Annotated in this window: 24 protein-coding genes; 12 read left to right on the forward strand and 12 right to left on the reverse strand. The window is 56.3% G+C overall.

Features of this window, described 5'->3' with window-relative positions; all coding sequences use genetic code 11:
- Window positions 1-153: 153 nt before the first annotated feature.
- Window positions 154-2385, reverse strand: coding sequence for a DEAD/DEAH box helicase (locus tag HTZ84_RS21045; RefSeq protein WP_174682463.1), 2232 nt, complete (start codon window positions 2383-2385; stop codon window positions 154-156).
- Between the two features lie 272 nt (window positions 2386-2657).
- Between HTZ84_RS21045 and HTZ84_RS21050 the strand changes: the two genes are divergently transcribed.
- The 7 genes from HTZ84_RS21050 to HTZ84_RS21075 all read left to right on the forward strand — a co-directional run bounded on the left by HTZ84_RS21050 (window position 2658) and on the right by HTZ84_RS21075 (window position 6297).
- Window positions 2658-2858, forward strand: coding sequence for a DUF7342 family protein (locus tag HTZ84_RS21050; RefSeq protein ID WP_174682464.1), 201 nt, complete (start codon window positions 2658-2660; stop codon window positions 2856-2858).
- A gap of 27 nt (window positions 2859-2885) precedes the next feature.
- Entirely contained in the window at window positions 2886-3053 is a 168-nt protein-coding gene (locus HTZ84_RS21055; protein WP_174682465.1) for a hypothetical protein, read from the forward strand.
- Window positions 3050-3376, forward strand: coding sequence for a hypothetical protein (locus HTZ84_RS21060; RefSeq protein ID WP_174682466.1), 327 nt, complete (start codon window positions 3050-3052; stop codon window positions 3374-3376). The genes HTZ84_RS21055 and HTZ84_RS21060 overlap by 4 nt, the downstream gene beginning before the upstream one ends.
- Window positions 3377-3468: 92 nt before the next feature.
- Window positions 3469-3909 (forward strand): XF1762 family protein, encoded by a 441-nt coding sequence (locus HTZ84_RS23230; RefSeq protein ID WP_394353291.1) that lies wholly within the window; start codon window positions 3469-3471, stop codon window positions 3907-3909.
- Window positions 3910-4327: 418 nt separating this feature from the next.
- On the forward strand, window positions 4328-5719 hold the full coding sequence (locus tag HTZ84_RS21065; protein WP_174682467.1) for a DEAD/DEAH box helicase: 1392 nt from the start codon (window positions 4328-4330) through the stop codon (window positions 5717-5719).
- Complete coding sequence (locus HTZ84_RS21070; protein ID WP_174682468.1) at window positions 5716-5925, forward strand: hypothetical protein; 210 nt, start codon at window positions 5716-5718, stop codon at window positions 5923-5925. The genes HTZ84_RS21065 and HTZ84_RS21070 overlap by 4 nt, the downstream gene beginning before the upstream one ends.
- A 171-nt stretch (window positions 5926-6096) precedes the next feature.
- Window positions 6097-6297 (forward strand): hypothetical protein, encoded by a 201-nt coding sequence (locus tag HTZ84_RS21075; RefSeq protein WP_174682469.1) that lies wholly within the window; start codon window positions 6097-6099, stop codon window positions 6295-6297.
- Window positions 6298-6415: 118 nt separating this feature from the next.
- On the opposite strand, the gene HTZ84_RS21080 is transcribed toward HTZ84_RS21075, so the two are convergent.
- From HTZ84_RS21080 to HTZ84_RS21090, 3 genes are read right to left on the reverse strand one after another with little or no spacing between them, the layout of a single operon-like run.
- Window positions 6416-6997, reverse strand: a complete 582-nt coding sequence (locus HTZ84_RS21080; RefSeq protein WP_174682470.1) for a hypothetical protein — start codon at window positions 6995-6997, stop codon at window positions 6416-6418.
- The gene (locus HTZ84_RS21085) at window positions 6994-7950 is read right to left on the reverse strand and encodes a CBASS oligonucleotide cyclase (protein WP_174682471.1); all 957 of its coding nucleotides are present in this window, start codon (window positions 7948-7950) and stop codon (window positions 6994-6996) included. Before HTZ84_RS21085 ends, HTZ84_RS21080 begins: the two co-directional genes overlap by 4 nt.
- A gap of 1 nt (window position 7951) precedes the next feature.
- A complete protein-coding gene (locus HTZ84_RS21090; RefSeq protein WP_174682472.1) occupies window positions 7952-8638 on the reverse strand; it encodes a hypothetical protein in 687 nt (228 codons plus the stop codon).
- Window positions 8639-8913: 275 nt separating this feature from the next.
- Between HTZ84_RS21090 and HTZ84_RS21095 the strand changes: the two genes are divergently transcribed.
- The 4 genes from HTZ84_RS21095 (at window position 8914) to HTZ84_RS21110 (ending at window position 11228) form a co-directional block, all read left to right on the forward strand.
- A complete protein-coding gene (locus tag HTZ84_RS21095) occupies window positions 8914-9654 on the forward strand; it encodes a TrmB family transcriptional regulator (protein WP_174682473.1) in 741 nt (246 codons plus the stop codon).
- Entirely contained in the window at window positions 9647-10102 is a 456-nt protein-coding gene (locus HTZ84_RS21100; RefSeq protein ID WP_174682474.1) for a type II toxin-antitoxin system antitoxin SocA domain-containing protein, read from the forward strand. Before HTZ84_RS21095 ends, HTZ84_RS21100 begins: the two co-directional genes overlap by 8 nt.
- Window positions 10103-10448: 346 nt before the next feature.
- Window positions 10449-10625 carry a hypothetical protein gene (locus tag HTZ84_RS21105; RefSeq protein ID WP_174682475.1) on the forward strand — a complete coding sequence of 59 codons (177 nt, stop codon included), beginning with the start codon at window positions 10449-10451 and terminating at the stop codon, window positions 10623-10625.
- 39 nt (window positions 10626-10664) lie between these two features.
- Entirely contained in the window at window positions 10665-11228 is a 564-nt protein-coding gene (locus tag HTZ84_RS21110) for a GIY-YIG nuclease family protein (RefSeq protein WP_174682476.1), read from the forward strand.
- Window positions 11229-11330: 102 nt separating this feature from the next.
- On the opposite strand, the gene HTZ84_RS21115 is transcribed toward HTZ84_RS21110, so the two are convergent.
- From HTZ84_RS21115 to HTZ84_RS21150, 8 genes are all read right to left on the reverse strand, one after another.
- A complete protein-coding gene (locus HTZ84_RS21115) occupies window positions 11331-13820 on the reverse strand; it encodes a DUF262 domain-containing protein (protein ID WP_174682477.1) in 2490 nt (829 codons plus the stop codon).
- A 79-nt stretch (window positions 13821-13899) separates the two neighbouring features.
- Window positions 13900-15465, reverse strand: a complete 1566-nt coding sequence (locus tag HTZ84_RS21120) for an ATP-binding protein (protein ID WP_217468254.1) — start codon at window positions 15463-15465, stop codon at window positions 13900-13902.
- Between the two features lie 2 nt (window positions 15466-15467).
- Complete coding sequence (locus HTZ84_RS21125; RefSeq protein ID WP_174682478.1) at window positions 15468-16709, reverse strand: tRNA-guanine transglycosylase; 1242 nt, start codon at window positions 16707-16709, stop codon at window positions 15468-15470.
- Window positions 16687-17169 carry a DUF6884 domain-containing protein gene (locus tag HTZ84_RS21130; RefSeq protein ID WP_174682479.1) on the reverse strand — a complete coding sequence of 161 codons (483 nt, stop codon included), beginning with the start codon at window positions 17167-17169 and terminating at the stop codon, window positions 16687-16689. Before HTZ84_RS21130 ends, HTZ84_RS21125 begins: the two co-directional genes overlap by 23 nt.
- A 202-nt stretch (window positions 17170-17371) precedes the next feature.
- Window positions 17372-17821, reverse strand: coding sequence for a DUF6884 domain-containing protein (locus HTZ84_RS21135; RefSeq protein ID WP_174682480.1), 450 nt, complete (start codon window positions 17819-17821; stop codon window positions 17372-17374).
- 9 nt (window positions 17822-17830) lie between these two features.
- A complete protein-coding gene (locus HTZ84_RS21140; protein WP_174682481.1) occupies window positions 17831-18763 on the reverse strand; it encodes a hypothetical protein in 933 nt (310 codons plus the stop codon).
- Between the two features lie 160 nt (window positions 18764-18923).
- Window positions 18924-19379: a phospholipase D-like domain-containing protein gene (locus HTZ84_RS21145; protein ID WP_174682482.1), complete on the reverse strand. Its 456-nt coding sequence runs from the start codon at window positions 19377-19379 to the stop codon at window positions 18924-18926.
- Window positions 19351-23583, reverse strand: a complete 4233-nt coding sequence (locus HTZ84_RS21150; protein ID WP_174682483.1) for a helicase-related protein — start codon at window positions 23581-23583, stop codon at window positions 19351-19353. The genes HTZ84_RS21145 and HTZ84_RS21150 overlap by 29 nt, the downstream gene beginning before the upstream one ends.
- A 394-nt stretch (window positions 23584-23977) precedes the next feature.
- Between HTZ84_RS21150 and HTZ84_RS21155 the strand changes: the two genes are divergently transcribed.
- The gene (locus HTZ84_RS21155) at window positions 23978-24766 is read left to right on the forward strand and encodes a recombinase family protein (protein WP_174682484.1); all 789 of its coding nucleotides are present in this window, start codon (window positions 23978-23980) and stop codon (window positions 24764-24766) included.
- Window positions 24767-25134: the final 368 nt, after the last annotated feature.

The following is a 25134-nucleotide window of genomic DNA, read 5'->3' on the forward strand; positions in this document are numbered from 1 at the left end:
GGGATTCGCCCTGCGTTTGCGTCAGACCGACGGGGTACGACACCGCGGCAGCCTAACAGACTGACGGTGGGCAGACACTTCGGACCTCCCTGCCGCCACACACTGCTCCGCACTATACAATTCACCATAACCAGGTGATACGTCAGATCCGACTCAGTGTGTGAGCACTTCTGTCCCGGGTGATGAAACGAGTCGGCCGTGATCCTGGATATACGTGTATAGGTCGAGATACACGTCTGCACAGCTTTTCGCCGGGTCCTGTCCCTTCTTCGGTGTGGTCAGCGTCTCCCAGTTTCCGATCAGGACACACCGCTTCTTTGCCCGTGTCAGCGCCACGTTGAGACGACGCGGTCCCTCGTTCTTGAACTCCAAGAAGCCGGCGTCCATATCCGGATTACTGCGGACGAACGAGACGATGATCGCTTCCTTCTCGCTGCCCTGGAAGGAGTCGACCGTGCTCACCTTCACCCCGTAGATTTCGTGCCGCTGGAGCTCCGTCTTGATTGTCGTGCATTGGCCCGCGTACATCGCGATGATCCCGACATCGTCCGCATCAACACCGTTGTTCAACAGGCGCTGTGCCTGTCCAACGGCTGCCTGTGCCTCTTCGTGGTTTTTCTTGCTCGTTCCGTGATCGGCGTCCTCATCACGGATATCGATTCCGACCAACGGCGGCATCTCGTTGATCGTCCATTCCGCGTTTTGCTCGGCATCCTCGAGCTTGCCGTTGTAGAACGCCTGATTCGAGAAGCCAGCGATTGTTTCGTTCATGCGGTACTGGCGGCGGAGCGTGACAGAGATGTTCTCGTCGTACAGATCCAACAGCCGCTCGAACAACGGCCGGTGCATATTCTCCCGCCGCATGGTCTCGTCCGAGCAGTGCGGTGGCAGCTGTTTGTGATCTCCTGCCAGGATCAATTGCTCTGACCGATAGAACGGGATGAGCGTCGACGGGATATCTGCCTGCGTGGCTTCGTCGATCACACAGAGATCGAACTCGTTCTTGGTGAAGTTGGCGGCGCGGTTGGTGGTGGCTCCGACGACATCGGCGTGGTACTTGCTGCGTCCGGTATACTGTGAGCGGACCGTTTCATCGGTGATCCGATGGCCGTCGCGAGCGATTCGGAGTTCGCCCTCGAGGTCCGCCTGGTACAGCTGATCGGTCGCCAGCAGGTTGTCAACGGCCTGGTTCGAGTGGGCGCAGGCCAGAACCCGTTTCCCGTCCTTTACAGCCTCGCGGATGATGGTGGCTAGCGTCCGTGTCTTCCCGGTGCCTGGCGGGCCATGGATACAGAACACGTCTTCCGAACGGAGTGCGGCTTCCGCTGCCTGTTGCTGGTACCGATTGAGCTGGTCTCGGTCGAAGTCGACGGCGAGCGCCGAATCGAAGTTCAACAGTGCTCTGCCGCCGATGATCTCTCGTTTTTGGGTGTCCTGCCAGACCTCGTCGATCGCGTCTCGTTTGCGTTCGTTCGCGAGCGGGTCATGAAGTTCGACGATCGAGACCGGGACCTCCTCTTTGAGGTGGAGCGCTGCGAACTCGGGGGCATCAGATGTGTCCCAGTCCGGTTGGATCCGGAACCCGTCATCGAAGACATCGGTGATTCTGGCGTCGAACGGGAATCCGTCCTCTTCACGGTCCCTCCCGACCACTACTTCCACATTGTATCGGAGGTCGGAGTCGGTTCTGAGATCGAGGTCCGGGTCCTCTTTTGCGTCGGCGTCGATTCGAAGGGTGATTTTATCGCGTTCTGCCGATACGGCACCGCGAGCGGTGAGTTCGGAGACCGCGATGCGTTGCCGTTCCAGTTGTTGGATCGGGGTGTCGTGGATCTCCTCTCGGCGTTCCTCTCGTTCGCTGTCGTCGTTGGTTTCGACCAGTTCCACGAGATCGTCGTAGAGTTGATCCATTTCGTCTTCACTGGCCGGGCTTTCAGCAGCGATCTCGGTTGCTGAGCCACCGAGACCGGTGTCCGTCGTTTCGACATCGGCCAGGAATGACGGTGTTTCTGGCGGGGTGTAGTCCGGGTGCCAGAATCGGAGTCGGTACCCGATATATACTCGGCCGAGCGTGTTCGTTTGGACCGGTGTGAGTTTCTCGCGGGCGACATCGAAGTAGAAGATTGTTGGACGACCGTGGTGATTCCGGAGAATGACGTATTCGCCGGTCAGTTCGGCACTGTCTTCTTCGTGGAGTGGGATCCACAGCTGCTGGTTGTCTTGGCGGAGTTCGGAGTATTGTTTGAAGCTGGCGAGGATTTCGTCCGTCGGGATTTGGTCGTCGATTCCCCACGTGCCGGTGTTCATTCGCGACTGTCGGTTGAGGTGTAGTACGCGAGGCTCGTAGGTGTGGAATTCGTCCACAACCGCTTGGATAACGCTCATTGATTGGATCAAGGGGGTCCGCTTTGGGGGAGGGATGTTCGTGGTTCGGTAGCGGGTACTAGGCGGGTACGGCCGATATGCCAATAAGTCTTTCAATAGCGGAGTGAAAGTGAAAAGTGGTGAAATTAGGCTCCCCTAGTGTTCTTGCGTGTATTCTAGTAGGCGGTTTTTCGCCACTGGAGCTGTTTTGTCACAGCTCGGAATATAGCTGAGAGGTAAGAGAAGGGTTTAATATATAAATTTTGATACGAACGTTCGTAGCAGGTGATGGGGTGAGCCGGAAAACACGGATCAAACGCGTCCTCGAACGGGCAGACAAACCGCTATCCACGAACGAGGTCGCCGCCCGAGCGAGCGTCGCATGGCACACAGCCCGAGACGACCTCGAAGAACTCCACGACGAGGGCGCGGCGTACAGGACGGAACTGAACAACCGGCTCACCATGTGGTGGGATTGCGAAATCCCCCTGTAAGATACCGGAACAACACTGGTGACGACGATGGAGCTTGATGAGCACGAACTAGTTCAAGAGATCGCTGAGGTCATCCAGAAGGCAGATGATGACCGACTGCCGGATGACACGATATGGTATGGCGATGCACAAACGCTGCCAGAGGCGATAGCGAGACGCGTCGTAAATATCCGCGAGAAAGGTGGTAACGAGTGAACGGCAACAGTACAGAATCACACGAGACACCGGATGGCTACGTCACAACTCAGATTGATGTCGTTGACGGCGTGGTAGAACTCACTCGGCACGGTCCACGAGAAAACATGTTCAAACAGATCACGACAAATGTGGACTGCCTGACGGACTCCTACCAATACTTTGGGACGGACGAGTGCATCAAGGCAAAGCTCTGGGAAGGAGACGACGGCAAGAAACGACTATATGCTCGGTTCCGAAGGACGGACAATCGGAACAAGTTCTGGGAGCACTACGCCGAACTCACAGACATCGCAGAGAACGCTGGAGAAGGTGATGCGTAATTCAAGCGGTCAAGCAGGAGACGATAGCGAAGGCACCAACACCACCGACACTGGATAGTCTGCAGCTGACGAGGGAGACCAGTCGGAAAGAAGTGAACACCTTCCTGGAGAGAAAGGACGTGGACCACAAACTCGGTGGTGTCGTCAAATGGAGGGCGTGTTTTGGTGCCCGGTATCGTGGTAGACTCGTCGGTGTATGTATCGTTGACCGGCCGACAGCTCGTATGCTCGATGATGAGAAGTATTGTGAGATCACGCGGTATGCGTCCCGACCGGATCGACCGAGCAACATGGGGACGTGGCTGATTTCCCGTGCTCGTGACTGGGCTGCGCTTGAAGGACATGAGAAACTAATCGCGTACGCTGGAGTAGCCGGGAACCGTGGAACATTATATGACGGTGCAGGTTTCGAGGAGGTCGAAGTAACGAACGCTACAGGGGTTGGATGGCAAACACGCGATGGCCGGAAATCGTGGGACGACTATACACGGCGAAAGTGGGTATACGAACTGGAAGGTGCAGAACGATGGTAGAGATCGGAGCGGGAGAAGGTGAACAATGAGATGGGATGGTTACGGAAACAGATTGACGAACAAACTGTTGAACAGTCGAATCTCGGTGCGTTCGCATGAGTCGCCAGAACAAACGTGAACTGGTTGCGGAGATCTGTGAACTGGCAGGATGTGATGATACGGAGTATCGTGGAAACGGCCACATGAAACGCGAGCAGCTGGTTCAGGTCCGGGATACGCTACGAGAGTTCGGACAGAAGACGCAGGGTGATAACTAATCGACCAAAACCTACAGCAGAAGATCGAACAGCTTCAGCAGCGCGTCGAACAGGTTGACCAGCTGCGATCGGAGCTCGAAGACGACCTGGAACAGCAAAAAGCCGAGGCAACGGATACGGTCGTCGAGGAACTGACTATCGACGGGATACGCGAGGAATATTTGGATGCGTTCGCCGAGAAACCGTATAAGATCGTTCCCAAGTCGCAGGATGAGGCGTTCGTTGTTGTGCCGCGGTTCGTGCCGTTCAACGTAGGGTGGCTGCACGAACAGAACGACGCGTGGAACGTGTTCGTCGTCAACAAGTACGTTGACTGGATCACCGAACTCCCGGACGACATCCGGGACCGGGTCGGCATCGAACAGCAATACGAGGAGGCGCAGGTCCACGACGATACCGTCGAGTTCAGCAGCGAGGACGAACGCGACCAGGCATGGGACGACCTTGGTGGCCGGGACGGTGGCCTCTACCGGCGGAAAGGCGACACCGAGATCAAGATCAAGAACGGGAAAGAGTTCGAGATTATCGCCGAACTCATCGAACAGGGCAACCTACCCTTTACGCCGCAACCGGTCGCTGACGAGGACCTCCGCGATGACCGGAGTGGAATTCAGCTGCGGCCGTACCAGGAACGGGCGTGGGAGAAATTCAGAGAGACCGGGATGGTCGGTATCTACTGGTGTCCCGGCGCCGGGAAGACATTCATCTCCCTGTACATCGGTGACCGCATCAACGGCAAGAAGCTCGTCGTGGTCCCCTCACGGACGCTAAAGGAGCAGTGGGAGGACGCGATTCACGGCCGGAAAGAGAAATATCCCGGCGCGGTCGATCCCGGTGAGTGGGAGATCCAGACCTATCAGTATCTGACCCACCGGAACAACCTCGAGGACTACCAGAACGATGCGGTGACGCTGACGATTTTCGACGAATGCCACCGCCTGCCGGCAAACACGTTCTCGAAGCTAGCAACGATCGACACGACGTACCGAATGGGGCTCAGCGCTTCACCGTACCGGGAAGACGGCCGCACCGACTACATCTTCGCGTTGACCGGGTACCCGATCGGGTTGAAGTGGCAGGAACTGATCGAACTGGGAGCGGTCCAAGAGCCGGACGTCACCGTCTACCTGTATTCCACACAACATCGGAAGCGCAAGGACGTGGCGAACATTGTCGCCGAGCGCGCCGGGAAGATCCTCATCTTCTGCGACGCGATCCAGAAAGGGAAGCGGCTCTCACAGGAGCTGGATGTGCCGTTCGTCCACGGCGACACGTCGGACCGGATGGAGACGTTCCGGGAGAACCGTGTGGTCATCGGGAGTCGTGTCGCGGACGAAGGCGTCTCGCTCGACGAACTGGATACCGTGGTCGAGTACGATTTCCACGGTGGATCACGGCGGCAGGAAGCCCAGCGCGTTGGCCGCGTGATGCATAGCGACGGCAAGGGCGAGCATATCGTGATGATGACCGACGAGGAGTACGAGAAACATGGCCAGCGGCTCTACTCGCTGGAAGAGCAGGGATTCAATATTCGATTTGAACGAAGGCGATGAAGGGTGACAGGATAAGGGGGCCGATCAGGATGGGTGACGTATTCATCGTAGACGAGGAGACACTGGCTGAGGCCGTGAAGAAGGCCGGATACGCCTACCAGCAAGAGCACGGCTACGGGAACCGGGCATCCGATTTCAATCTGTATCTGCAGGCGGAACTCCCGCGGTTCATCAAACAGGTCGGAGAAGAACTGGGAGAACAATGATCGAACTCGCTGCAGCAATTTTATTCACATTGATGTGTTTCAGGATCAGTCTGTGGCTGCTTCCCGACCGTGACACGAAATAGAGCGGCCTGTTTCCATCGCTTCTGCTGGCTCGAAATCGCATAGCGCGTTAAGAACGTTCGGTGGAACGGGTTCTGCGGGAGATCCACTGTGGACGAACGTCCCAATCTCGCAGAGGAAGCAACAACGCTTCTCACCGAACTGCAGCAGGACTTCTCCCCACTTCAGATCACGATGCTGCTGGCCGCTGCCCAACAGATCCATACCGCTCACAACGCTCACAGCGCCTCCATAGAACGAATCATTCGCGGCGACCATCTCACCGATAATTCACTGGACCAGGATCGGTGATCACACGACCACTGGCACATACGAATTCAATGTAAAAGCACGATACACCAGAGTCATATCACATCCCACACAGGAAATAGAGGGGGTTGGCCATCCGCTTCATGGAACGTTATCGAAGTCAGTCCAATGGTTCTTGAGAGGGATCCGTCGAACGGCCGACGATCGCTTCACGCATTTCCGGCGTTGTAGAGATCTGTTCTTGCAGCTTTTCCTCGCCGCGGACGTATTTGATCCAGTAGTACCAGAGACTGCTCGCATCCGGACACTCCAGGTTCAGCTCTTTCCGCCGCTCAGACAGCTCCTCGGACGTCTCCTCGATCTCCGCGTCAGTTACCCTGTTGGACGGTAACGTGACCATCAAGAAATCACGGTAGTCATCAAACAATGCATGGTGCTGTTTCGCCGATTTCCGGAACCGTTCCGCACGGTTATCCGGCTTTGCGGCTCGCCGGTAGCCGGTGATCACTGCCATCCCCAGCGGCAGCACGATTGTCGTCCACCGAGGCCACGCCGTCCATACCGCTTGAGAGACGAGCAACAGGCTTGCAGTGAACAGCACCGTGTCAAGAAACCGGTTCAGCCACCGGTAGAAGTTCGCCGCCAAGAAATGCTGATTATACGTGTTGCACGCGGAATCGGCTTTAATCACCGCGTTCTTCCGGATCCGGTCTCGGAACGCAGGGTCCTGGTCACCGGTCATCGGTTCACCTCGTCACCGATCGCGTCACCGTACGCTTCGTCCGCTGCCGCAGTGTTCCCTTGTCGTCGAAGCCGGTTTGCTCGGCGTACATGCTCACGCGCCTCTCGTGCCGTTTGAATAGCTTCGCGGCGGTCCGCCGGATCCATCTCTCCATCAATCCGCTGGCCGTACACGGGTTCTCGCGTGCCGTTCGAGATCCGCTGCGGTAACTGCTCGAAGAAGCCCTCCACCAGCTCTTCTGTCGACGCGTTCTTATCCGGGTGCGTGCGGACGTAGTGGTACGCCATGACCTCCATGTGATAGGACGAGACCGGGGACCCGGTGTTGTCGTTGAACTTCTTAGCGATCCGGGCCACTCGCTGCAGCTGTCCACCGCGCGCCCGGTCAACGGCGTCGAACTGGTTTTTGTACTGCCGAGGGTTCGTCTGCACCCACGACCGGCCCCCGCTGTACGTGTCCGGTATCACGTATCCGTCACCACTGCGGAACGCCGGCGCGACTTCGACCGTGAAATCGTGGAACTGGACGGCAACCACATTCCGATCGATACTGACCTTGGAGTTCGGATACCGTCGTTCCAACGCTCGTTTCACGGCCTGCAAGCAGTTCTTCGACCCGTTCTCACCTTGGAGCCATTGCCCATGTTGCGCCTCGTCAAGCACGACCATCACGTCCGAATCGGACTCTTCGTCCAGTGGCCCGACCATGGTTCCCCGTGTATGAGAGCCGATCTGGTGGCTGTCTTCCACGTCCAGCTCCTCGTCCATGATGTCGACGAGACGTTGCCGGCGTTCGTCGATCGTCTCTCCCTGGTGGTCCGTGATCGCGGCCTCGTCCGCGTACTCGTCGATGGAAGTCTGCTCATCGTCTGAGTCCGCAGCAGACGGTTCGGCACTGCCGCCACCTGGACCAGTACCACCGGATCGACTCCGGGGTGAAATACCGCTACCCATGCTACGACCACCCCCGAACCGGGAAGTACGCGTCAAGCGGTGCCTGTCCGATCTGGAGCGCGGAGTGGATCGAGGCGGCCCACTGTTCGTACTGGCGGACGGCTACCGCGGCTGGTTCCGATCCGACGTCCGTGACGCGGAGCCAGCGCTGACCTGCAGCGCCCGACACAGCGGGTGGAAGCTGTGGTAACAAGTTCTCGGACTGCAGGCCGATCGCGAGGATATCGTCCGGTTCGTATTCGATCGCGATTTCCTGCAGCCGCCGCAGCAGGTCGGGGAACCGGTTTCCATATGAGAAGTATTGGGCGCAGTAGTAGGCGACGCGGTCGATCCCGTAGTGATCGAACACCTCGTAACAGATATCGCGCTCGTACGGGGTCTCGCCTTTCACCAGGGGAATCGGCTCGATCCCGTGGTCACGGAACTGTGGGATGACGTCCGCCAAGGTCTCTGCGTACGTGCGTATCGTCTCCACCCGGAACGATTGCGGGTCATCACGGTACACCGGCGTATCACATGGGACGATGCCGCTCGCGCCGTATTCGGTGGCGACCGCGAGCTCCCGGTCCGGGAACCAGAGTTCGAGTTCCTCGTCGTCGAAGGTCGAGGAGAGCACGACGTCGGCGTCAAGGTCGGCAGGTGTCCAGCCCTTCTGCTGGAAGCGGTGAACGTACCGCTCGTCAATCATGACAGTCGGGATGGCATCGGTTTGCTGCGCTACAGCGACCTGTGCAGCCTTTGGTTCGAGCCGGGGGATTGGACCAGTAAGTTCCATCTACTGATCCACCTGCTCGGAAGCAACCTGGTCGAGAATCGGGGAATGATAGCGGCTTTGCATGGGTCGTATGTGATCGTGTCTGGGTATGGTTGGAAAGAATATGAATGCCTAGCTGAACAACTGGCTGTGGTGAGAATGTGTTTCAACTCGAAACGTTTACGGTACAACAATGATAGTTGTGGTCAATGGCTGATCTCGACGATATTCTCCAGGAAGTGATGGAATGGGGTCAGTACCACGCCGCGGTGTACCGGACACTGGTGGAACGCGGTGCGCTCGAACCGACCGATGTCTCCACGTGGTCTGACGTCCCGCAGGGCCGTGTCTACGATATTCTGGACGACCTGTACCGAGAGGGTGCGGTCAAAACGCAGAGCGTCAACCCTACGATCTACGTGGCCCAGCACCCGGAGAAAATCATCGATCGGAAGGAGGCCGAGTTTGTGGAGAAAGCGACGGAAGCGAAGCAACGGCTGTTCCAGACGTACGAGGTCAACTTTAACGAAGATCTCGGACGGAACCCGGCCTGGGTGGTGGCCGGCCGATCCGGCGTGGTCGATCAGGTCCGGGAGCAGCTTGAATTTGCGGATCAGCGAATTGACGCGCTTGAACCGGAACCGTGGTACGGGGACGACGACGTTGATCTCCTACAGTCGGTCTCAGAAAACGGATGTGATGTCCGCATCGTTGGCCGGGCAGGCGCAGAAGATGCTCTCGAACCGTTTGTGGATTCCCCGGTTAGCGTGCGGCATTCCACGGATGTGACTACATCGTTCTATCTGATCGACGATGACCGGGTGATTCTGAACATTGGCCGGGGAGATACAGGGGTGATGTTCCGGGATGCCACCATAGCAACTGTTTTGACGACAGAATTCGAGAATACATATAACGCGGCACACGAGGTGACCACTCCCGATGCATAGAAAACTGCTGCCGTTGGCGTTGATGTACGCCGACGATGGAGAGCCGATTGAAGGACGGACACGGCTACAGAAACTGGTGTTTCTGATGCAAAAGGAACTCGAGCAGCGTGAGCAGTCGGGGATGGTCGGATCAGCGTACGAATTCATTCCATATGACTATGGTCCGTTTTCAAAGGATCTCTACGATGATCTGGATGCGATGATCAACCAGCAGTTTGTGGATGATACCGAGGAGCCGTTGCGTTCGGGGAAAGTGAAGTACGTCTACGAGATCGAAGACGACGGACAAACGTTAGTTGAGACAGAATCGGAGAACCGGGAGAGCGTCGCTGAGGTTGTACAGGTAGCGCAGGAAATCAAGGAGGAGTACAATGATATGCTGCTCTCAGATCTCATTGAGTTCGTGTATTCAGAGTACCCGGATTACGCCGAACGAAGCGTATACTAACCCCTTCTCTTAGGATAAGGGTTCGATGACTGGTAGGATATCTAAACGCACCCAGCCAAGGTTGAGTTTCCATTCCACCGATTGTCTCGAAACCGGTTGTACGGTTAAAAGTATCTCGTGATACCCGTTCTTCAGTGCCTTTCCTCATCTGCAGCGAATACCTTAAATAAAAATTCACTCAGCGGGTGATCACGCCATCGACTCCGACGATAGGAACGAATTCACTGAAACATACCAGTTACATCTTGCTTCTGACGAGGCCCTAGAGGTCGAATACGTATCTCGAGACGATTGGGAAGGATTACTTGATTCGTGTCCCGAGTGCCATGGCACCGAGTTCGACCATATGCGGTACGAGGGCGGGCACTACGGGCACCACGAGGGCACAGTGATTCAGCGCACCGACTACTGGGATCAGAAGGGCATCTTATACACAGCCTGCAAATCGTGTGATGAAGTCCTCTACAAGCACCCGGCGTATGATCTGCTGGAGCAGTGGCTTAATCGGTCGGAGAAGGAGTAGAGGATTTAACCGGTAGTACGCGGGACCTTTCATAGAAGGATGATTTCTGACAACCTCAAGTCAGTTCCAACCGGGACTCCCGGCGTTTACTGCATGTTTGATCTCGACGGCAAGGCCGCCTACGCAGGGCAGACCAGTAAACTCCGGAGCCGCCTCAGGCAACACTTTATCCGACAGGACTCCAGCGTGGTCAGCTATGGCCGACTGGATATCTGGGATATCGCCTACGTGGACTGGTGGGAAACGCCTGAGACGGACCGGGCTGAACAGAAACTACTCTCCGCGTACCAACCGTATCTCAACTTTGATGCCGAAATCACGCCACCAAGCGGTTCCGTCGACCTTGAGATAGAGCAGCCAGACGGAACGGTCGAGCTGGTGTCCGAGGAAGAGCGAGCGTTTCGGTCGGAACCATACAACCGGTCAAAGCAGAAACTTGAGCATCTGCTGCGCATGGTCGATACGATCAAACTGGCTGGCCACAGCGATGCGACCAAGAAAACGCTCTATGCTCATCAGCGCATTTTCCACGAGAACGTCTCCGAGTTCCTCGGCGTCGAACCTGAGGAAGCTCACACCGATCTTTCCGACTGGGTCGAATAGCCGGTCACGGAATCTCCGTGTCACCGCTATTTTCCTGTCACCGCCACAGACAGACAGAGACTCATCCTCGGCATCTCCGCTGAAACGCATTGCAGGAGAGTGTTACGCGGTCAGCACTGCCAGCCGTTTTTCGATGTCTTCCTTGACGTAGTCTTCGATATCGTCCATATACGGTTCAAACTCGTCAGGTTCCGTTCTGAACTTCAGCGATTCCAGTATGGCCGTGATGAGCTGCGCTTTCCGGTCGACCAGCTGTTCGTAGGTCCACCACTCGTTGAAGTACTGGACTGTGGGGTGGACCTCCGAGAACTGGGTTTCATCCTCTGGCAGATCCTGGGCGACCAGTTCCTCGAGTTTATCGTTCGAGATATTATCTGTGGTCGAGAAGTACTGGTTAACGAGATTGTCCATGTCCTTGCTGTGTCGGAGGTGGTACTCGCGGAGTTTCACCGAGAACAATCGGTTCTTGATCGGCGTGTTCACCTCCTCGTCCAGAAGCATCATGTTCCCGAGGTCGCGGACAAACCGTTCCTCGATCCCGTCGATGATCTGCTCGATCTCGTCGTACCCGGGATCGTCCGCGGAGAGGAGGTGGGCGTCCCGGTTCCGCAGATAGTCGATCTGCGTTTCGATCATGTTGCGGTCGCCATTATCGAAGAAGCATTCCAGCCAGGCGTACGGGTTCTCCTTGCCGGGGAGGAAGTAGGATAGGGGGAGAATGTGCTCGATGTGGACCTCGCTCGGATCCTCGCTCAGTTCGGATTTCGTGATCCCGGTCTGGTTCCGTCGCCGGAAGTCTTCGTCTGCCAGTTTCAGGAACAGCTGCTTCGTCTGGTTGTTCCGCCAGTTTTCGCTGGTGATGAGGACGTCGATGAACGACTCGTCGAAGAGCTGGCGCGCTGAGCTATCGATGTTCTCGATCAGCGTTTCACTGATCGTATCGACGTCGAACTGGTTCCCTGACTGTTCGAGTTCGCGGAACGCTTGACAGGTTTTCGGGTACGTGTCGTCCACGACGGTCGCCACGAGATCGGAAATCGCGACCCGGAACGTGATATTCTCCACCGTTTTCAGGATGTCGCGGAGAAACGCGTCCTTCCCGGGGGCTTCCGTCACGGCCTGGTAGACGTACATGACGAATGGCCGCCACTGCTTGGTCCCGAGTTTGTTGAGACGCTGGAGGATGGCTTCGCACTCTTCCCGGTACTCCTTTTTCAGCTCGGTGTCGTCGTCGGTCAGGTCGGCGGTCACGATCTCCCGGTACCTGCCCGCATAGTTTTCCAGTTCCTCGAGGAAGTCGCGGGCCTGTCCGGGGCTGGCCAGCCGGGATTTGATATCGCGGCGGCCGATCTGTTTCAGCCGGAACGCTTCCAGCATGTTGCTGCGGGCATCGGTCACAGTCTCGAACGACTTCTCGGTTGCCGCCAGGTAGTGGGCGAGGAAGTCCTCGACCGCGTCCGCGTCACCGCCGAACATCTGTACCACGTTCTCCCAGCGGGCGATCTGTTTGTCGCTGTCGGACTCGCCCTGGAACCGGCCGACGATACGAGCCCGGACCTTGTCCATATTGGAGAGTTCGACCCCACGGTCGTTCAGCGACTGGAAGACTTCGATGCGGAGCTCCTGGTTGTCGGTCTGGAAGATGCACTCGGAGACGCGGAGTGACCGGAGGGTGAAATGTGCAAGGTTGAGCAGGGCCTTGACCTCTTTTTCGGGCGTGTCGAACTCTTCCCGGTCGGCGAATGCGGCGACCTTTGCATCGTAGTATTCGTCGGTCTGCACCAATCGGCGGTGGGAGTCGCCGAAATACCGGAACGACTCCAGCAGGTCGGTATCGGCCAGTTCCTCGTCGTCTTCGTAGACTTCTTCGGGGATCCCGATCTCATCGAAGAGGTCTCGGAGGCGGATGGCGTTCTGTTTGCGGCCGTCGTACTGGTCCATCGCCTTGAGCGTCTGAACCTTCTTCTCGGGGTCCTGGAACAGCAGCTCGTAGATCTTGTCGTCGTGGTCGTTGAGTTCCAGGAATGGGGTTTCGGTTGGGCCTTTCCGCCGGTACAGCAGCTCGTCGAGATATTCCTCACAGATGTGTTCGGCGTACTCTTGGAGCTGGCCGTCGACCTGGTCCCGCTTCTCCTCGAGATGGTCTTTGATGTTCTTCAGGAGGATGGAGACCGTGGAGAGGCGTTGCTGGCCGTCGATGATCTCATAGACTTCACCCTGCGAGGACCGGGCAATATACACGGTGCCGAAGTAGGTGTCCACCGGGAGTTCGCCGGATTTTGGTTTCAGTGTGAGAATAGACAGGAGCGTGTCCCACAGTTCCTCATGTTGTTCCTCCTCCCACGAGAAGTTCCGCTGGTATTCCGGAACCTCGAACCGTTCTCCATCTGTCACGCGGAGGAGCGACCGGTTTTTCAGCTCGATATCCTGCTCGAGCGAGCGGATGAACTGGGTGCTATCCACGAAATCCAGGTCCTGATAGATCTCCCGATAATCAGTGGGATCATAGTCGATGATCCCTGTCCCGTCTGGATCGCCGGGATACAAGAAGACCCGGGTCCCACAAAGTGGTGTTTCGTCCGAACTTTCCATACCCTTACACCGGTATCAGTTATACGTTAATATTGTGGTAGCAGACAGCTTCCGCTTCCTTGATACACCGGGTGCCGAGCTAATCCAGTGAGGTGAGCGGCTGATGTTCTTGCGCTGCAATCCGATCACAGACCGTGATGATATCCACGGTATGTCGATCCTTATGGTGGTAGACGATCCGGTCATCCTGGAGATCTATCTCCACATCACCGCCGTGGTAGCCGTGCCGTTCGTACTCCCGCAGGACATCAATATCACCGTAGTCCCAGCAGAGTATTGTATCAGCCGACCCGAGCGGATAGTCGTTTTCGAAGTGAGTCGTGAGTTCGACGTACACGTGGCTGGTCCGGGGGTCTCCATCCTCCAGCAGGATAGCGGGTACTTCGTGGTCTGCTTTGTACTCCTCTACGGTAATCTCTGTGTCTGCATGGGTATTGGAGCGTTCGAGGGCTAACAGGACCTCGGTGCGGTTGGTCGGCGTGAACGGTTCAGCAGGGTTGATTGCATCGAGCCGGTCCTCGAGTGATGTTGTCTGCGACTGTGCGCGTCGCCGCAGCTGTGCCCGCTTCCGTGTCTCCAAGTAGTCCTCCTTGAACCACGGATCTTCGGCAATCTTCGTCATGTAGTGTTTGAGCTCCCGTTTCAGTTCCTTGTACAGTGAACTGGCCTTGTTCCGGACCTTGCCCCGGTTCGCCGAGAGTTCCAGGTCCTGGCAGTTGGCGATGAAGAAGAAGTGAATGAACTCGTTGTCGTGGGTGAGAACCTCGTTGACCTGCTCGACCTTGATGTGGTCTTTCGCGAGCCAGACACCGAACTGAACGGAGTGCCGACCGTAGGTGGGGAGTTCGTTCCGCGCTTCTTTGCCTCCGATCATGCCGACGATTTCCACGGTTGACGTTCCACTATCGTGCTCGAATTCAATTTCCCGCGGCGGATAGTGCTTGCACATCCGGGTGGCGGGGAATTCACCGGTATCCGGTTCGAGCTGTTCGCTGGGGAACGTGAGCTGGTTGGTCGTGGCAAGTTCGTCCCGGGAGTCATCGATCTCTTGGTCGAGGTCGACCACCACGTCCATCTCGCGCTGGTCGCTATCGAAATAGTGGGCGGTTGAGCCGGCGATGGTTTTCCACTTCAGGTAGTGGTGGACTTTGTCGTATGTCAGTGAGGCCGGGTCGAACCCTTCGCCGGATCGGAAGCCACTGATCTGGATCCGGGTCCCGGTGTTGTCTGGCCGGGTTTCCATTTCGGTCACTTCGTACTCCGGCAGCGTCTTGTTGTTCAGCTTTTCCCACGGCCGGTCCATGACGGCGTGGTAGTTCGTACCATCATGGGCGGTGTCAACGACGATCCGGTCGCTCTTGTAGAATATTTTGGTGCCATGGCCTTTGTGACCGATCGAGTCCGTTTTCCGGGAGTTCCCGAGGTCAAAGAAGGATTTGAGGTCGTCGCGGGACATCCCGTGGCCGTCGTCTTCGATAATGATATCGGACCCTGATGCGGTGTTACGGATGGTTATCAAGACCTCCGTGGCACCGGCGTCGTAGGCGTTCGACAGCGATTCACGGATGATCTCAAGTGGATCCTCAAAGTCGCTGGCAATTTCAAGAAACTCCTGTACTTCGTTTACTTCCGGGTGCTGTTTCATTGTTAGAAATATCCTCCGAGTGATTGGTTGACGACGCGGTGCGTCTGTTTGCGGATCGGGTCACGGCGACCCACGGTCTCGTCGAGGTAGTTGATCAATGGGTCTGTTCCGTGCTGTTTGATCCGCTGCCGTAGCTCCTGTACTTCCTGTTTGTGGATGATGAGGTTGTGCATGGCGACCGGGCCGAGGATATCCTTCTGGTATTCGGCATTCCCCTGCATCCGGTCCACCAGCATCGGTGTCGAGCAGACCGGGCAGTCACATTGGGAGAAGTCCACCTCGTCCAAGGGGATGTGGTCGGTCAGGCTCACCGAGTACTTTTCGTTGATCGCGTTCAGGATGTAGGTTGTTGCGTCGAACGTGTCGGCACCGGCGGCGACGAGCAGGGGTATTGAGCTACTGCCGATCCCGAGGATGTGGAGCGGAAGGTCCTCTAACCCGCGTTCCTCCATGATTTCGACACAGTCCATGACTGCGGTGATCAGTGCCTCCTTGTTGTCCTTCTTCGGGACCAAGCTACCGAGCGCGATCCCGTCGAACAGGGTGGAGATATCGATATTCCCGAACTGGGACTGGACGGTATCGAAAAACCGGTTGAGCATCGAGTAATTGTAGCCGTGGACGGTCAGGTACCGGGCACCGGGATAGTCCTGGGTGAGGCGGGCGAACTCCACCGCGTTTTCGGCGGTACGTTCCGCTTTTGTCTGCCGCTCCTCGAAGGTGTCGTTGGGCGTGATCGGGCGGTCGAGGTTGACCACAATATCGCCGCCGAGCTGGTTCTGGATCCGGAACGCTTCCCGTTGATCGATCTCGATCTCGAAATCGCTGCCGTCGAGGCCATCGCTGTGTAAGAACTTGTACCCGCCGGAGTCGACGAATATGAGACCGCTATACTCTGAAAACGGTTCCCGGTCCTTGATCCGTTCCGCGGTGTAGTCATCAAACCGTTCACGGTTGATTCCGTAATCGGTGAGAGCTGCGACGGAGGTCATCGTTCCGCGGAAATATTCCTCGTACGTGCCGCCGCCGATCGCGTCATCACCGATCATGAACTCCTTGATTGTCCGGTGGACACCACCACCGAAGACGCTGGATTTCGTACCGCCGCCGTAGAAACTCAGGACAGGGAAGAACGTTGGTGTCTCGAGGGTCTGGCCGTTGATCGTGAGCGTACCAGCCCGGGCATCACCGGCCGTCGCCGCGACTTGGAACGTGGTCTGATCAGTCTGCCTGAACTGTGGCATTCTTCACCTCCGTTTCAAGTGCGGACTCGCCATCCCGGACGACGCGCTTGAGCGCGTGGCCTTTCTGGCCGATGCCCTCGCCGTCGATATATCGGACCGATGCCCGGAGGTCAGACAGGTCACCGACTGCGTGCCGGTACTCCGCCCCGAGATTGAAAATGACGTGGTCGTACTCGTGTGCCGTAACCCGTGACCGCAGCTCCGCCGTAACATCAGGACGGAGATCAGTAGCCCGCTCCACGGTCATCCGGCGATCGTAATACGCAATCTTGTCGGTTGCATCCACGAGACCGTGTTCGGCCGAGAGCACACAGATATCGATGGTGTCCTGAAATTCTCCCTCACGTATCGCTTTTTTGATGATTTTGAAGAAGTACCCGGAGTATAATTCCAAGGGCTTGACCGGTTTTCCGGGGCGATTTTTGGACTTTGAGCAGGACTGTACCAGCAGTATCGACATGGCTGCTTCTTTCGACCCCTGGACCTTATAGTTTCCCCCATCCTAACCTAGACACGTTATCTACAGAAAACAGGCAATACAAGCGTTTTCAAGCTGGTTTGGGAAAACACCTGTGAGGCAAACTGCAGAGTCATAGCCAGTCCTTTTAAGTCAGGTATATATTCGTTCTGAGTGTTTTCTGAGGATATCTAAGCGGCGGGGGTTATTCGAAGGAGCCAATTGTTGACTGGTCGGGCGGGGAATTATGTTTGAGCCATTCCACCTGTTCAAACAGGCGTTTGCCTTGGAACGGCCACCGGACGGTGGAGACTAGCTCGTGGAGGTCATCGTGGATTGGGGTAACGTAGTCATGGCCCGCAAGAATGACGACCTCATCGAAGCCGGTGATCTGTGGTCGCAAGTCGTCGATGACCTCTGTCCCCCAATCGGCGGCTTCGGTATCGCTCAGATCGGTCATCGCGGTATCGTACGGTTCGAGGACAGTGGTGGGATGGACGACACCGTGTTCAGCGGAGAGGATCCGCCAGGCGTGGCATCCCTCTGCCCACTGGCGTTTCTTCGCGAAGTAAGTGGAGGTGTAGAGGGATTTTGCTTCCGTTGGCTCGTCGCGTTTTTCGCTGCCACAGCCGACGAGTGCCAAGGTTTTCGTCATGGCCGGGGATTACTGGTAGTCGCTGATGCTCTTCTGCTTCGTGGTAAACTCGGTATTGTACTTGGTGAGCCGGTGTGTTGCCTGAAGGAGGATTCCGAATTCGAATGCTCCCGCGACCGAGTTCCGCATCTGTCCTTCGACCAGTCCAAATGGCTGCTTTTGCCAGTGTTTGTCGAGCAGGCCGCCGTTGAGGATGGCCTGTGATGGACCGCTGTTATCGACGGACTCGATCAGGTCAGGATTGTGCCGGAGGGATTCAACAAGGGAGTCTGACAGCCCCCAGCCCAGTCCGTGGAGATCGGGCTCGTCACCAATCTCGTCCCGGAGGGCCTGAGCTTCGCTGATCCGGCGTTTGGGATTCGCATTTTTGAGTCCGCCAAGCATGTACCGCTCCTCGAGATGACTGTCCACAACGATCTCCCTGATATCCTGTATGTGATCGACATACGGTGGCTGCAGCGGGATATATGCCGGTGGGTGCCGGTCCGGATCGTGGAGGTCGATAAATTCCCGGATACTTTGTGTCGTCGCCTCCGTATGGTTTGCTGCCCCTGTCAGCTCCTCCAGGTCAAACTTGCGGTCGTAGAGGTGAAACGGCAGGTAGTCTTTAGCGACGACGGCCGTCGCGTCTTTCGTCACTGCTTCGGCGAGGATATCCTCGTTAGTTACCGTGGGATCGGTGATGTTCGAGTCAAGGATACGGTGCTGGCTCCGCCAGAACGATGCCGGCGCACACTCCCCAGCCTTCTGCAGCCGATATGGCCATGGATGTTTGAGAGACGAGGCCGCATAGATGTTGACCGGACATTTCTCCAAGATCATCTCTAACCGTTGAAAGTACCCTAAGACCAGATGTGGGTCAAAATAGTCCAGATCATCAGGATTCGCGTGGAAGTCCTCAACTTCCTCCGCGAACGCGCCAATCTCAGGCCGTTTTCCCATAGCAGAGAGTATCAGCCAGTTGGTTAAGCCGTTTGGGTTCTCAAACGAACCACGGTCCTATAAACGTGGATGGGTCCGGGAACGTAGCTGGGTCGCTCCTCGCGGCGAGGTAGACAGCACTGACGCATCCGGCACTAGGTCGTCTCGTGTAACCGCGTCTTTAGAGGTCAATTTGCAGCCGATCCTCGAGAAAGGCGCTGATGCTTCCACATTCGTTTTCACGGATATCACAGAGTTCGACATTGATGTTTAAGCCGCGGTATGTGATGTTTGCAGATCCCTGGTACAGGACCTGATCTGTCACGATCGCTTTCGCATGGAGGTTCTCGACCTCCTTGATACGGGCCACGTCCGAGACACGAGGGAGTAATGCAGCGGGACGGAGCTGGTTGTGATCGGCTTGTGCGGGGTCGACGATGAACCAGACATCGGTATCGAAGAACCGGACCGCTTCAGACAGCTGTAACTGCCGTGCAGAGAGTTGGTCAGTTTCCGGGAACCGCACAGTGATGTCACTTACCCAGGGAGAGACGATCGCGATCCGCTCTGCGTTCAGGAACGCCGTCCCGAGAAAGGAGGCGATCAGGTCAGAGTGAATGGAAAATGTTCGTGCCATCGATTCGAGCACCAGGCATCGCCTCATTGTCGAGCATTTCGGTACCCCACGCATCGCCGTCCGTCCGGGTAATCAGATGCTCGTACAGCGGTTCCAGCACGGCAAAGCTCAGGATATCACTTTGGTCCCCGGGGACGATACTGTAGGCCTGGTGAAGGTTTTCGATACACCCGTCGACATCGGGTTCTTCCAGCAGATTCCGTACTTTTTCGACAGTCATATCCAGATCATGGTCATCGATGACATCCTCTGCCGGTTCATGATCGCCTGCAACGAACTGCCGTTGGACCACGTCCTGCCGGAGGTCGTATGCATCGGCTGGATCGATACCGACGTCCCCGGCAAATTCCTCAACGCGGTCAGCCGTATTCCGCACCATCTCCACGACGTCATCGACCACGGTCTCCACGGCGACGGTAACGTGATCCGCGATCATACCGCGAACCGCCTCCCAGTCGTCGTTTTGGACGGCAGCAACGAACTCCGGATCGGTCCACAGATAACCGTTGATCAGCTGTGGATTCGATGCGACCCGGTTGATCGATCGGAGCAACTTTTCATGTTCCGGCCGGTTCCGGACGTCATCAAAGAGATCGACGATCCCTTGTCCGCCTTCAGCGTACTCGAAGACGGCGACCTGCTGAGTCTCCGGGTTGATGCCGTACAGTAACTGGGCCTGATTGACGCCACTCACGTCTGCGATGATCTCTAACAAGAGATGAGCGGCGGTGTAATGGATCGAATTCTCCAGATCCTCATCCGGGTTGTGGGTGTCAAACCGGTCACGGAACTCGCGGTATTCTTCGTCTTCGAGGAACGCATCGATAAACTCGCTGAGATCCCAGACCGCTCCGCGCGTTCTGAGAGAGAATCCCAGCGGTTGGTTGAACGCGATCGTGACCTCCTGTTGGTTATTCCGATCCGGATTGAACGGGGTACTGTTACCGGTCGTCGGATCACCCATAGGATCTGCGGGTGTAATGGTCAGCTCAACAGCGTCCAGCCGGACATCCGGCGACATATACGTGACAGTGATCCCATCTGCTGTTGACACGTCTTCGTTGAAGACGGTAGAGATCTGGGGATCCGAATGAAGCTGCCCAAACTCCATGGTGTCACTGCCATGCGGTCCAGTATCCCAGAAATCACGTCCTATGTAGAGTGACTCGGTACAGTACCGGACAATTGATTGGGCGCGGTTTCCTGAATAATCACGGACGCGCTTTACAGGCAGCGTGTTTGGCGTGATCACGTTCTGCCCAGGTTCTGTGCTGAGACCAGCAACATCGAAGTAGTAATCCGCCTCGTCTTCCGGAGGAGCGTCCTGGACAGGAGGATTAAATATCTGCAGGGACTGGTCTGATAGATATTTTGCCATGAACGGGGCATATTCGAAGAAGAGCGTGGTCAGCGGTGCCTCCGTTCGCTGCGCATCATTCTCGTCCTCATCTTCATCGTTCACAAACCGGCGGTCAGACAAGATGTCAACACGGTCCTCTTCGTCATCTGCATCGTGTTCCTCTTCCGGGACGATCGAAAACGTCTCCCCTGCCTCGGCAAAGTATGAGGTAGGGACGTAATGCGGTGGCTGGAGCTGTTCACCGACATCATCCAGCGCCACGGCGCGATCGAAGAAGTACACCGCCCGGAGCAACGCCTTAAAGGCACGTACCATCAAATGGCCATAGATCGTGTTTTCGCCCTCCTCTCGCTCGTATTCCTGACCGATAAAGCAGTACAGCTCCTGGAGCGACTTCTTGAGGTAGTAGGCTTGCCGCCATCGTTGTCCCCGCTGCCGCAATTCCTCGTCTCTACGGATTCCACGGGCTGTCTGCAATGCCTCCATGGCCTCCCCATATCCCAGATTATAGGGGAAGGCCTCCGGAACCCCGTCCAACGACGGCGCGAGGGACGCCAGGTCATCCTGGATATCGTATAGCTGCCGGTCGAGGCGGTCATACCAGTCCCGGCGATCCAGATCATCGTCGGTGAGCAGATCAGTGAGTTGCGCAAGGTCATCGAGGAGATCATCGACTGCCTGCTCGACAGCAGTAGTCTCCGGCTCTGCACTGTCCAGCAGTTCCTCGGTTTCCTCGCGCAGAGTACGCAGTCCCTGTTCCATCCACTCATCGAGGTCATCCCGTTCGTCCAGCTGGAGGGTGAACCGCGTTGCTGGCTCACCGACGAAACCAGCGATCTCTGTGAAGACGGCACGGTCTTGGATGTCCTGCAGCTCCCGATACGCTCGTCGCAGACCATCCTTGCTCTCCAGTCCGTCGAGCTCCCGGACCTGCTGTTCAAGCGTATTTTGCAGGATGGTACTGGGATTCTGGATCAGATGCAGGAATGCCTGGAACGAGGCCTCATCCGACTCGTTGAGGAACGATTCAAGGAAGCGTTCCCGTTGTTCGTCGTTGGATAATCCCGGCTGGCGTCGGAGTTCGTAGACAATCTCGAAAGCGCGGTAGAGCTGGTCATGAATCCAGATCAGGATTTCGTTCTCGACGTTAAGGGGCGTGGTGATTTCTGGCTCGAGGAACCGATCAGCCCGGTGGAACAGTGTCCTGTCACCCCCTTCGTTATCCAACGTGACAAGGAAATGAGCGTCATTACCCCCTTGACGCGACGCACGGCCGATCCGTTGAACGAACTGGGACATCTCCCACGGAGCTCGGTACTGGCTGATCACCTTGATCGCCGGGATATCGATCCCTACTTCGAGTAGAGAGGTACTCAGTATAAGATCCGTGTTCCCGAACTCGTCTGCCCCAAGCCGGAGATCAGATGTGGTCCGCTCTATGTTGAGATCGCCTTGGATGAGCTGATGCCCAAGACGTGTCTCAGCCGGTCTGGCGGTTCTGTACGGGGTATTGTTGGCGACCGTATCCCAATCGTCTTCTCCGGTGTTATGGTGGCGCCACCGCCCTTCATTTTCGAAATCCTGGATCTGAAAATACCGTTGATTAACCTGGCTCACACTGTCAATAAAGGCAAGCGCCTTCTTTCGGTCACGGTCACCGTGCTCGTCCAGAAGCGCATGCGCAAACAGCAGGATTTGCTGGATGAACGTGGAACTCGTCCCGACATCCTCTGCCGAGGTTACAAAGTGGAAGTGCTCCGTGTCTTCCGTTTCCCGTTTATCTTCGGGACCGGTCTGGATAACGGAGATATTGCCTGAATCCACCCCGAACAGATCACTCCCGAACTGCTCTGGCTGATCGATCGTTGCACTGGAGCCGATGAACAGCATCCCAACATCGTCATCCATCCGTCGTGCAATCGACTCCCGCGTATTCTTGATGATACGAGAGGCATGCGACCCATAGATCCCATTATAGAGGTGCACTTCATCAAACACGACCGTCCGGAACTCATCGATGATATGGTAATTTGGCTTGAGCGCAAAGTTTTCTAATGAGTTAATAGTCGTGAGTAAAATATCGGGAACCTCCCCACCATTATCCGGCTGCATAGCTGCACGCGATAGTTTCAACGTGTCTTCACCAAACGTTGGACCTCCCGGCACTGTAAGCTCATACGCGTCATCGTCCCATTCCAGCGCAACAGGGTCATTCTCGTGCTCTCCACCTGTCCACTGAGCAACCGTGAATTCACCATCGTCAACGAGCGCACTCTCTGCGACCTCACTGTTATCCCGCCGAACATTCCCGTTATAGATTCCGATCGAAATACCGGCGTCGTACTCCTCGTTCATTTCGTGCAGTGTAACGAGGAACCGCTCGAGCTGGTCTTCGAGCAGCGCGTTCCGCGGGTAGACGATCGCGATTTTCCCGAACCCATCACCGTTGTTAAACGCGAGATCGTGGAACAAGGGGCCAGAGAATCCTTCCGTCTTCCCAAACCCGGTTGGCGCGGTTAACATCGCAGCCTGGGTTTCACCCTCATCAGTCCGGGCCTGCCGCATCTCATTCAGCCGGGTCCAACACTGTTCCTGAAAGTAGGTCAACCCGTCAAATCCAAGCACATCATGCAGAACCTCCTCGATATACTCATCGTCTCCATCGTAGGAATGCCGATCAGGCCGTTGAACCGGTCGAGAATGGTACTTAAGAGCTTCCGTTACCCGGGTCGGATCCGGATCGTTGGCATCCCAGCGCTGCCGGTTGGCTACGATCGCCTCCAGAAGCGTTTGTACTTGCGCGTCAAACCGGTCGAAATCGGAGTGCCGGTCCGCATAGTCCATGCAGAGAGACTCCCGTCGGTCTAAACATTAAACTTGCCTTATGGCAGCTATCTTACTGCTTTCGGGTAAGGAAGCAATACTGATATTAACAACTCAGAACCAATAAACGGTTTTAAATCTCGGTTTCCGGTGGTGTAGTAGAGGTAGAACGCGGCTCGCTGCCACACCTATCACCGTCCCCCAGTAAAGAGTGTGGCAGCCCGCGTACTCCTTACTCTTCAGCGAGCATTTTGGTTCTCGAAACGGATCCGAGAGTGCGAACGTTCGGATTACAGAACGGGGTTCTCGATCGACACTCGATCGGTCTTTGTGGAATGTGTCCCAGAAGGAACTGTATTAGGCCACCTGTTCCATAACCCCCTCGTTTTAAAAGAATTAGATTTCGTTTCAAACCATGGGCCACACCGCGATCTATGCCCGAGTTTCAACCGACAGCCAAGACAGTACCCGGCAACTTGAGGAGTGTCGCGCAGAAATCAACGACGACGAGCCGTTCGAGGTCTATGCCGAAACTGGGAGCGGTGCCGACCCCGACCGACCAGAGATCAACCGGCTCATAGATGACATCAAGTCCGGAGACGTAGACTGCGTTGTCGTCTGGGAGATTTCCCGGATCAGCCGAAACCTCGCATTCACCGCCCAGTTTATCGAGCTCTGCGTCGAGAACGAAGTCGAACTCCACTCTCTCAACGACATCTTCCCCCGAATCCGCGCGGACAGCGACATCATGCAAGAAATGGTTGGCAAGATCGCCGCATGGATGATGGAATTCGAACGCGAGATGATCCGCGAACGCATCAAATCCGGGATCCGTAACGCCCGATCACAAGGCAAATGGCTCGGACGTCCACCCTACGGATTCACCACGGACGACGACGGCTATCTCATCGTTGAATCTGAAGAATACCTGAATATGCAGACCGCGCTGGAAATACTGGAGACGGACGACGATATGTCCATCAGTGCGGCAGCACGACACACTGGCGTTCCCAAATCCAGCTTGTCCCGCATCTACAAGGACGAGGAACGGCGGAAGCTGTACCTGTTCGGTGAAGTGGACGACAGTCGTATAGTGGATGCTGTCGAAAACGATGATGACGTCACTCACGACAGCGAACTTGTCGAACTCCGCAAACGCATCGAGAATCTTGAGGAAACGGTGGAACGCGCTGTCGGAGAATAAACTGCGATTCACAATGGCCGATATCAGTGCATACGATATTGATACACGGAGCGAACTCCCTTATGATGATGAAAGGGCACCGAACTGGCATGGAGGCATCTGGATGATGTGACACCAGGAACACCGAGCACCTCCAAAAGAAATCATTTCTGCCTCGAAAATCCGGTCGGACAAACAGGGGTATTTCACCGAAATCCCGGCAAGGAACCGGGTCTTCTGGACGAAAATCCCGGGGAGAAAGAGGGACGGGGGATATCGTGTTTCAGATATCCCCCTGGAAAGGGGTAATCATGGGGAGCGGTTTGTCCCCCCGTGAGGTAGGCGTCAAGCCTGTCCTGCCGCGTCCGGCAGGATAGCCGCTCCCCTAA

Origin of the sequence: Haloterrigena gelatinilytica (genome assembly GCF_013342145.1) — an archaeon.
Lineage (GTDB): Archaea > Halobacteriota > Halobacteria > Halobacteriales > Natrialbaceae > Haloterrigena > Haloterrigena gelatinilytica.

What these genes read in the sequence shown, in the direction of transcription:
- HTZ84_RS21045 (WP_174682463.1), bottom strand. Translation starts at nt 2,385, where the DNA reads ATGAGCGTTATCCAAGCGGTTGTGGACGAATTCCACACCTACGAGCCT.
- HTZ84_RS21055 (WP_174682465.1), top strand. Translation starts at nt 2,886, where the DNA reads ATGGAGCTTGATGAGCACGAACTAGTTCAAGAGATCGCTGAGGTCATC.
- HTZ84_RS21070 (WP_174682468.1), top strand. Translation starts at nt 5,716, where the DNA reads ATGAAGGGTGACAGGATAAGGGGGCCGATCAGGATGGGTGACGTATTC.
- HTZ84_RS21080 (WP_174682470.1), bottom strand. Translation starts at nt 6,997, where the DNA reads ATGACCGGTGACCAGGACCCTGCGTTCCGAGACCGGATCCGGAAGAAC.
- HTZ84_RS21085 (WP_174682471.1), bottom strand. Translation starts at nt 7,950, where the DNA reads ATGGGTAGCGGTATTTCACCCCGGAGTCGATCCGGTGGTACTGGTCCA.
- HTZ84_RS21090 (WP_174682472.1), bottom strand. Translation starts at nt 8,638, where the DNA reads ATGATTGACGAGCGGTACGTTCACCGCTTCCAGCAGAAGGGCTGGACA.
- HTZ84_RS21095 (WP_174682473.1), top strand. Translation starts at nt 8,914, where the DNA reads ATGGCTGATCTCGACGATATTCTCCAGGAAGTGATGGAATGGGGTCAG.
- HTZ84_RS21100 (WP_174682474.1), top strand. Translation starts at nt 9,647, where the DNA reads ATGCATAGAAAACTGCTGCCGTTGGCGTTGATGTACGCCGACGATGGA.
- HTZ84_RS21105 (WP_174682475.1), top strand. Translation starts at nt 10,449, where the DNA reads ATGCGGTACGAGGGCGGGCACTACGGGCACCACGAGGGCACAGTGATT.
- HTZ84_RS21110 (WP_174682476.1), top strand. Translation starts at nt 10,665, where the DNA reads ATGATTTCTGACAACCTCAAGTCAGTTCCAACCGGGACTCCCGGCGTT.
- HTZ84_RS21115 (WP_174682477.1), bottom strand. Translation starts at nt 13,820, where the DNA reads ATGGAAAGTTCGGACGAAACACCACTTTGTGGGACCCGGGTCTTCTTG.
- HTZ84_RS21120 (WP_217468254.1), bottom strand. Translation starts at nt 15,465, where the DNA reads ATGAAACAGCACCCGGAAGTAAACGAAGTACAGGAGTTTCTTGAAATT.
- HTZ84_RS21125 (WP_174682478.1), bottom strand. Translation starts at nt 16,709, where the DNA reads ATGCCACAGTTCAGGCAGACTGATCAGACCACGTTCCAAGTCGCGGCG.
- HTZ84_RS21130 (WP_174682479.1), bottom strand. Translation starts at nt 17,169, where the DNA reads ATGTCGATACTGCTGGTACAGTCCTGCTCAAAGTCCAAAAATCGCCCC.
- HTZ84_RS21135 (WP_174682480.1), bottom strand. Translation starts at nt 17,821, where the DNA reads ATGACGAAAACCTTGGCACTCGTCGGCTGTGGCAGCGAAAAACGCGAC.
- HTZ84_RS21140 (WP_174682481.1), bottom strand. Translation starts at nt 18,763, where the DNA reads ATGGGAAAACGGCCTGAGATTGGCGCGTTCGCGGAGGAAGTTGAGGAC.
- HTZ84_RS21145 (WP_174682482.1), bottom strand. Translation starts at nt 19,379, where the DNA reads ATGGCACGAACATTTTCCATTCACTCTGACCTGATCGCCTCCTTTCTC.
- HTZ84_RS21150 (WP_174682483.1), bottom strand. Translation starts at nt 23,583, where the DNA reads ATGGACTATGCGGACCGGCACTCCGATTTCGACCGGTTTGACGCGCAA.
- HTZ84_RS21155 (WP_174682484.1), top strand. Translation starts at nt 23,978, where the DNA reads ATGGGCCACACCGCGATCTATGCCCGAGTTTCAACCGACAGCCAAGAC.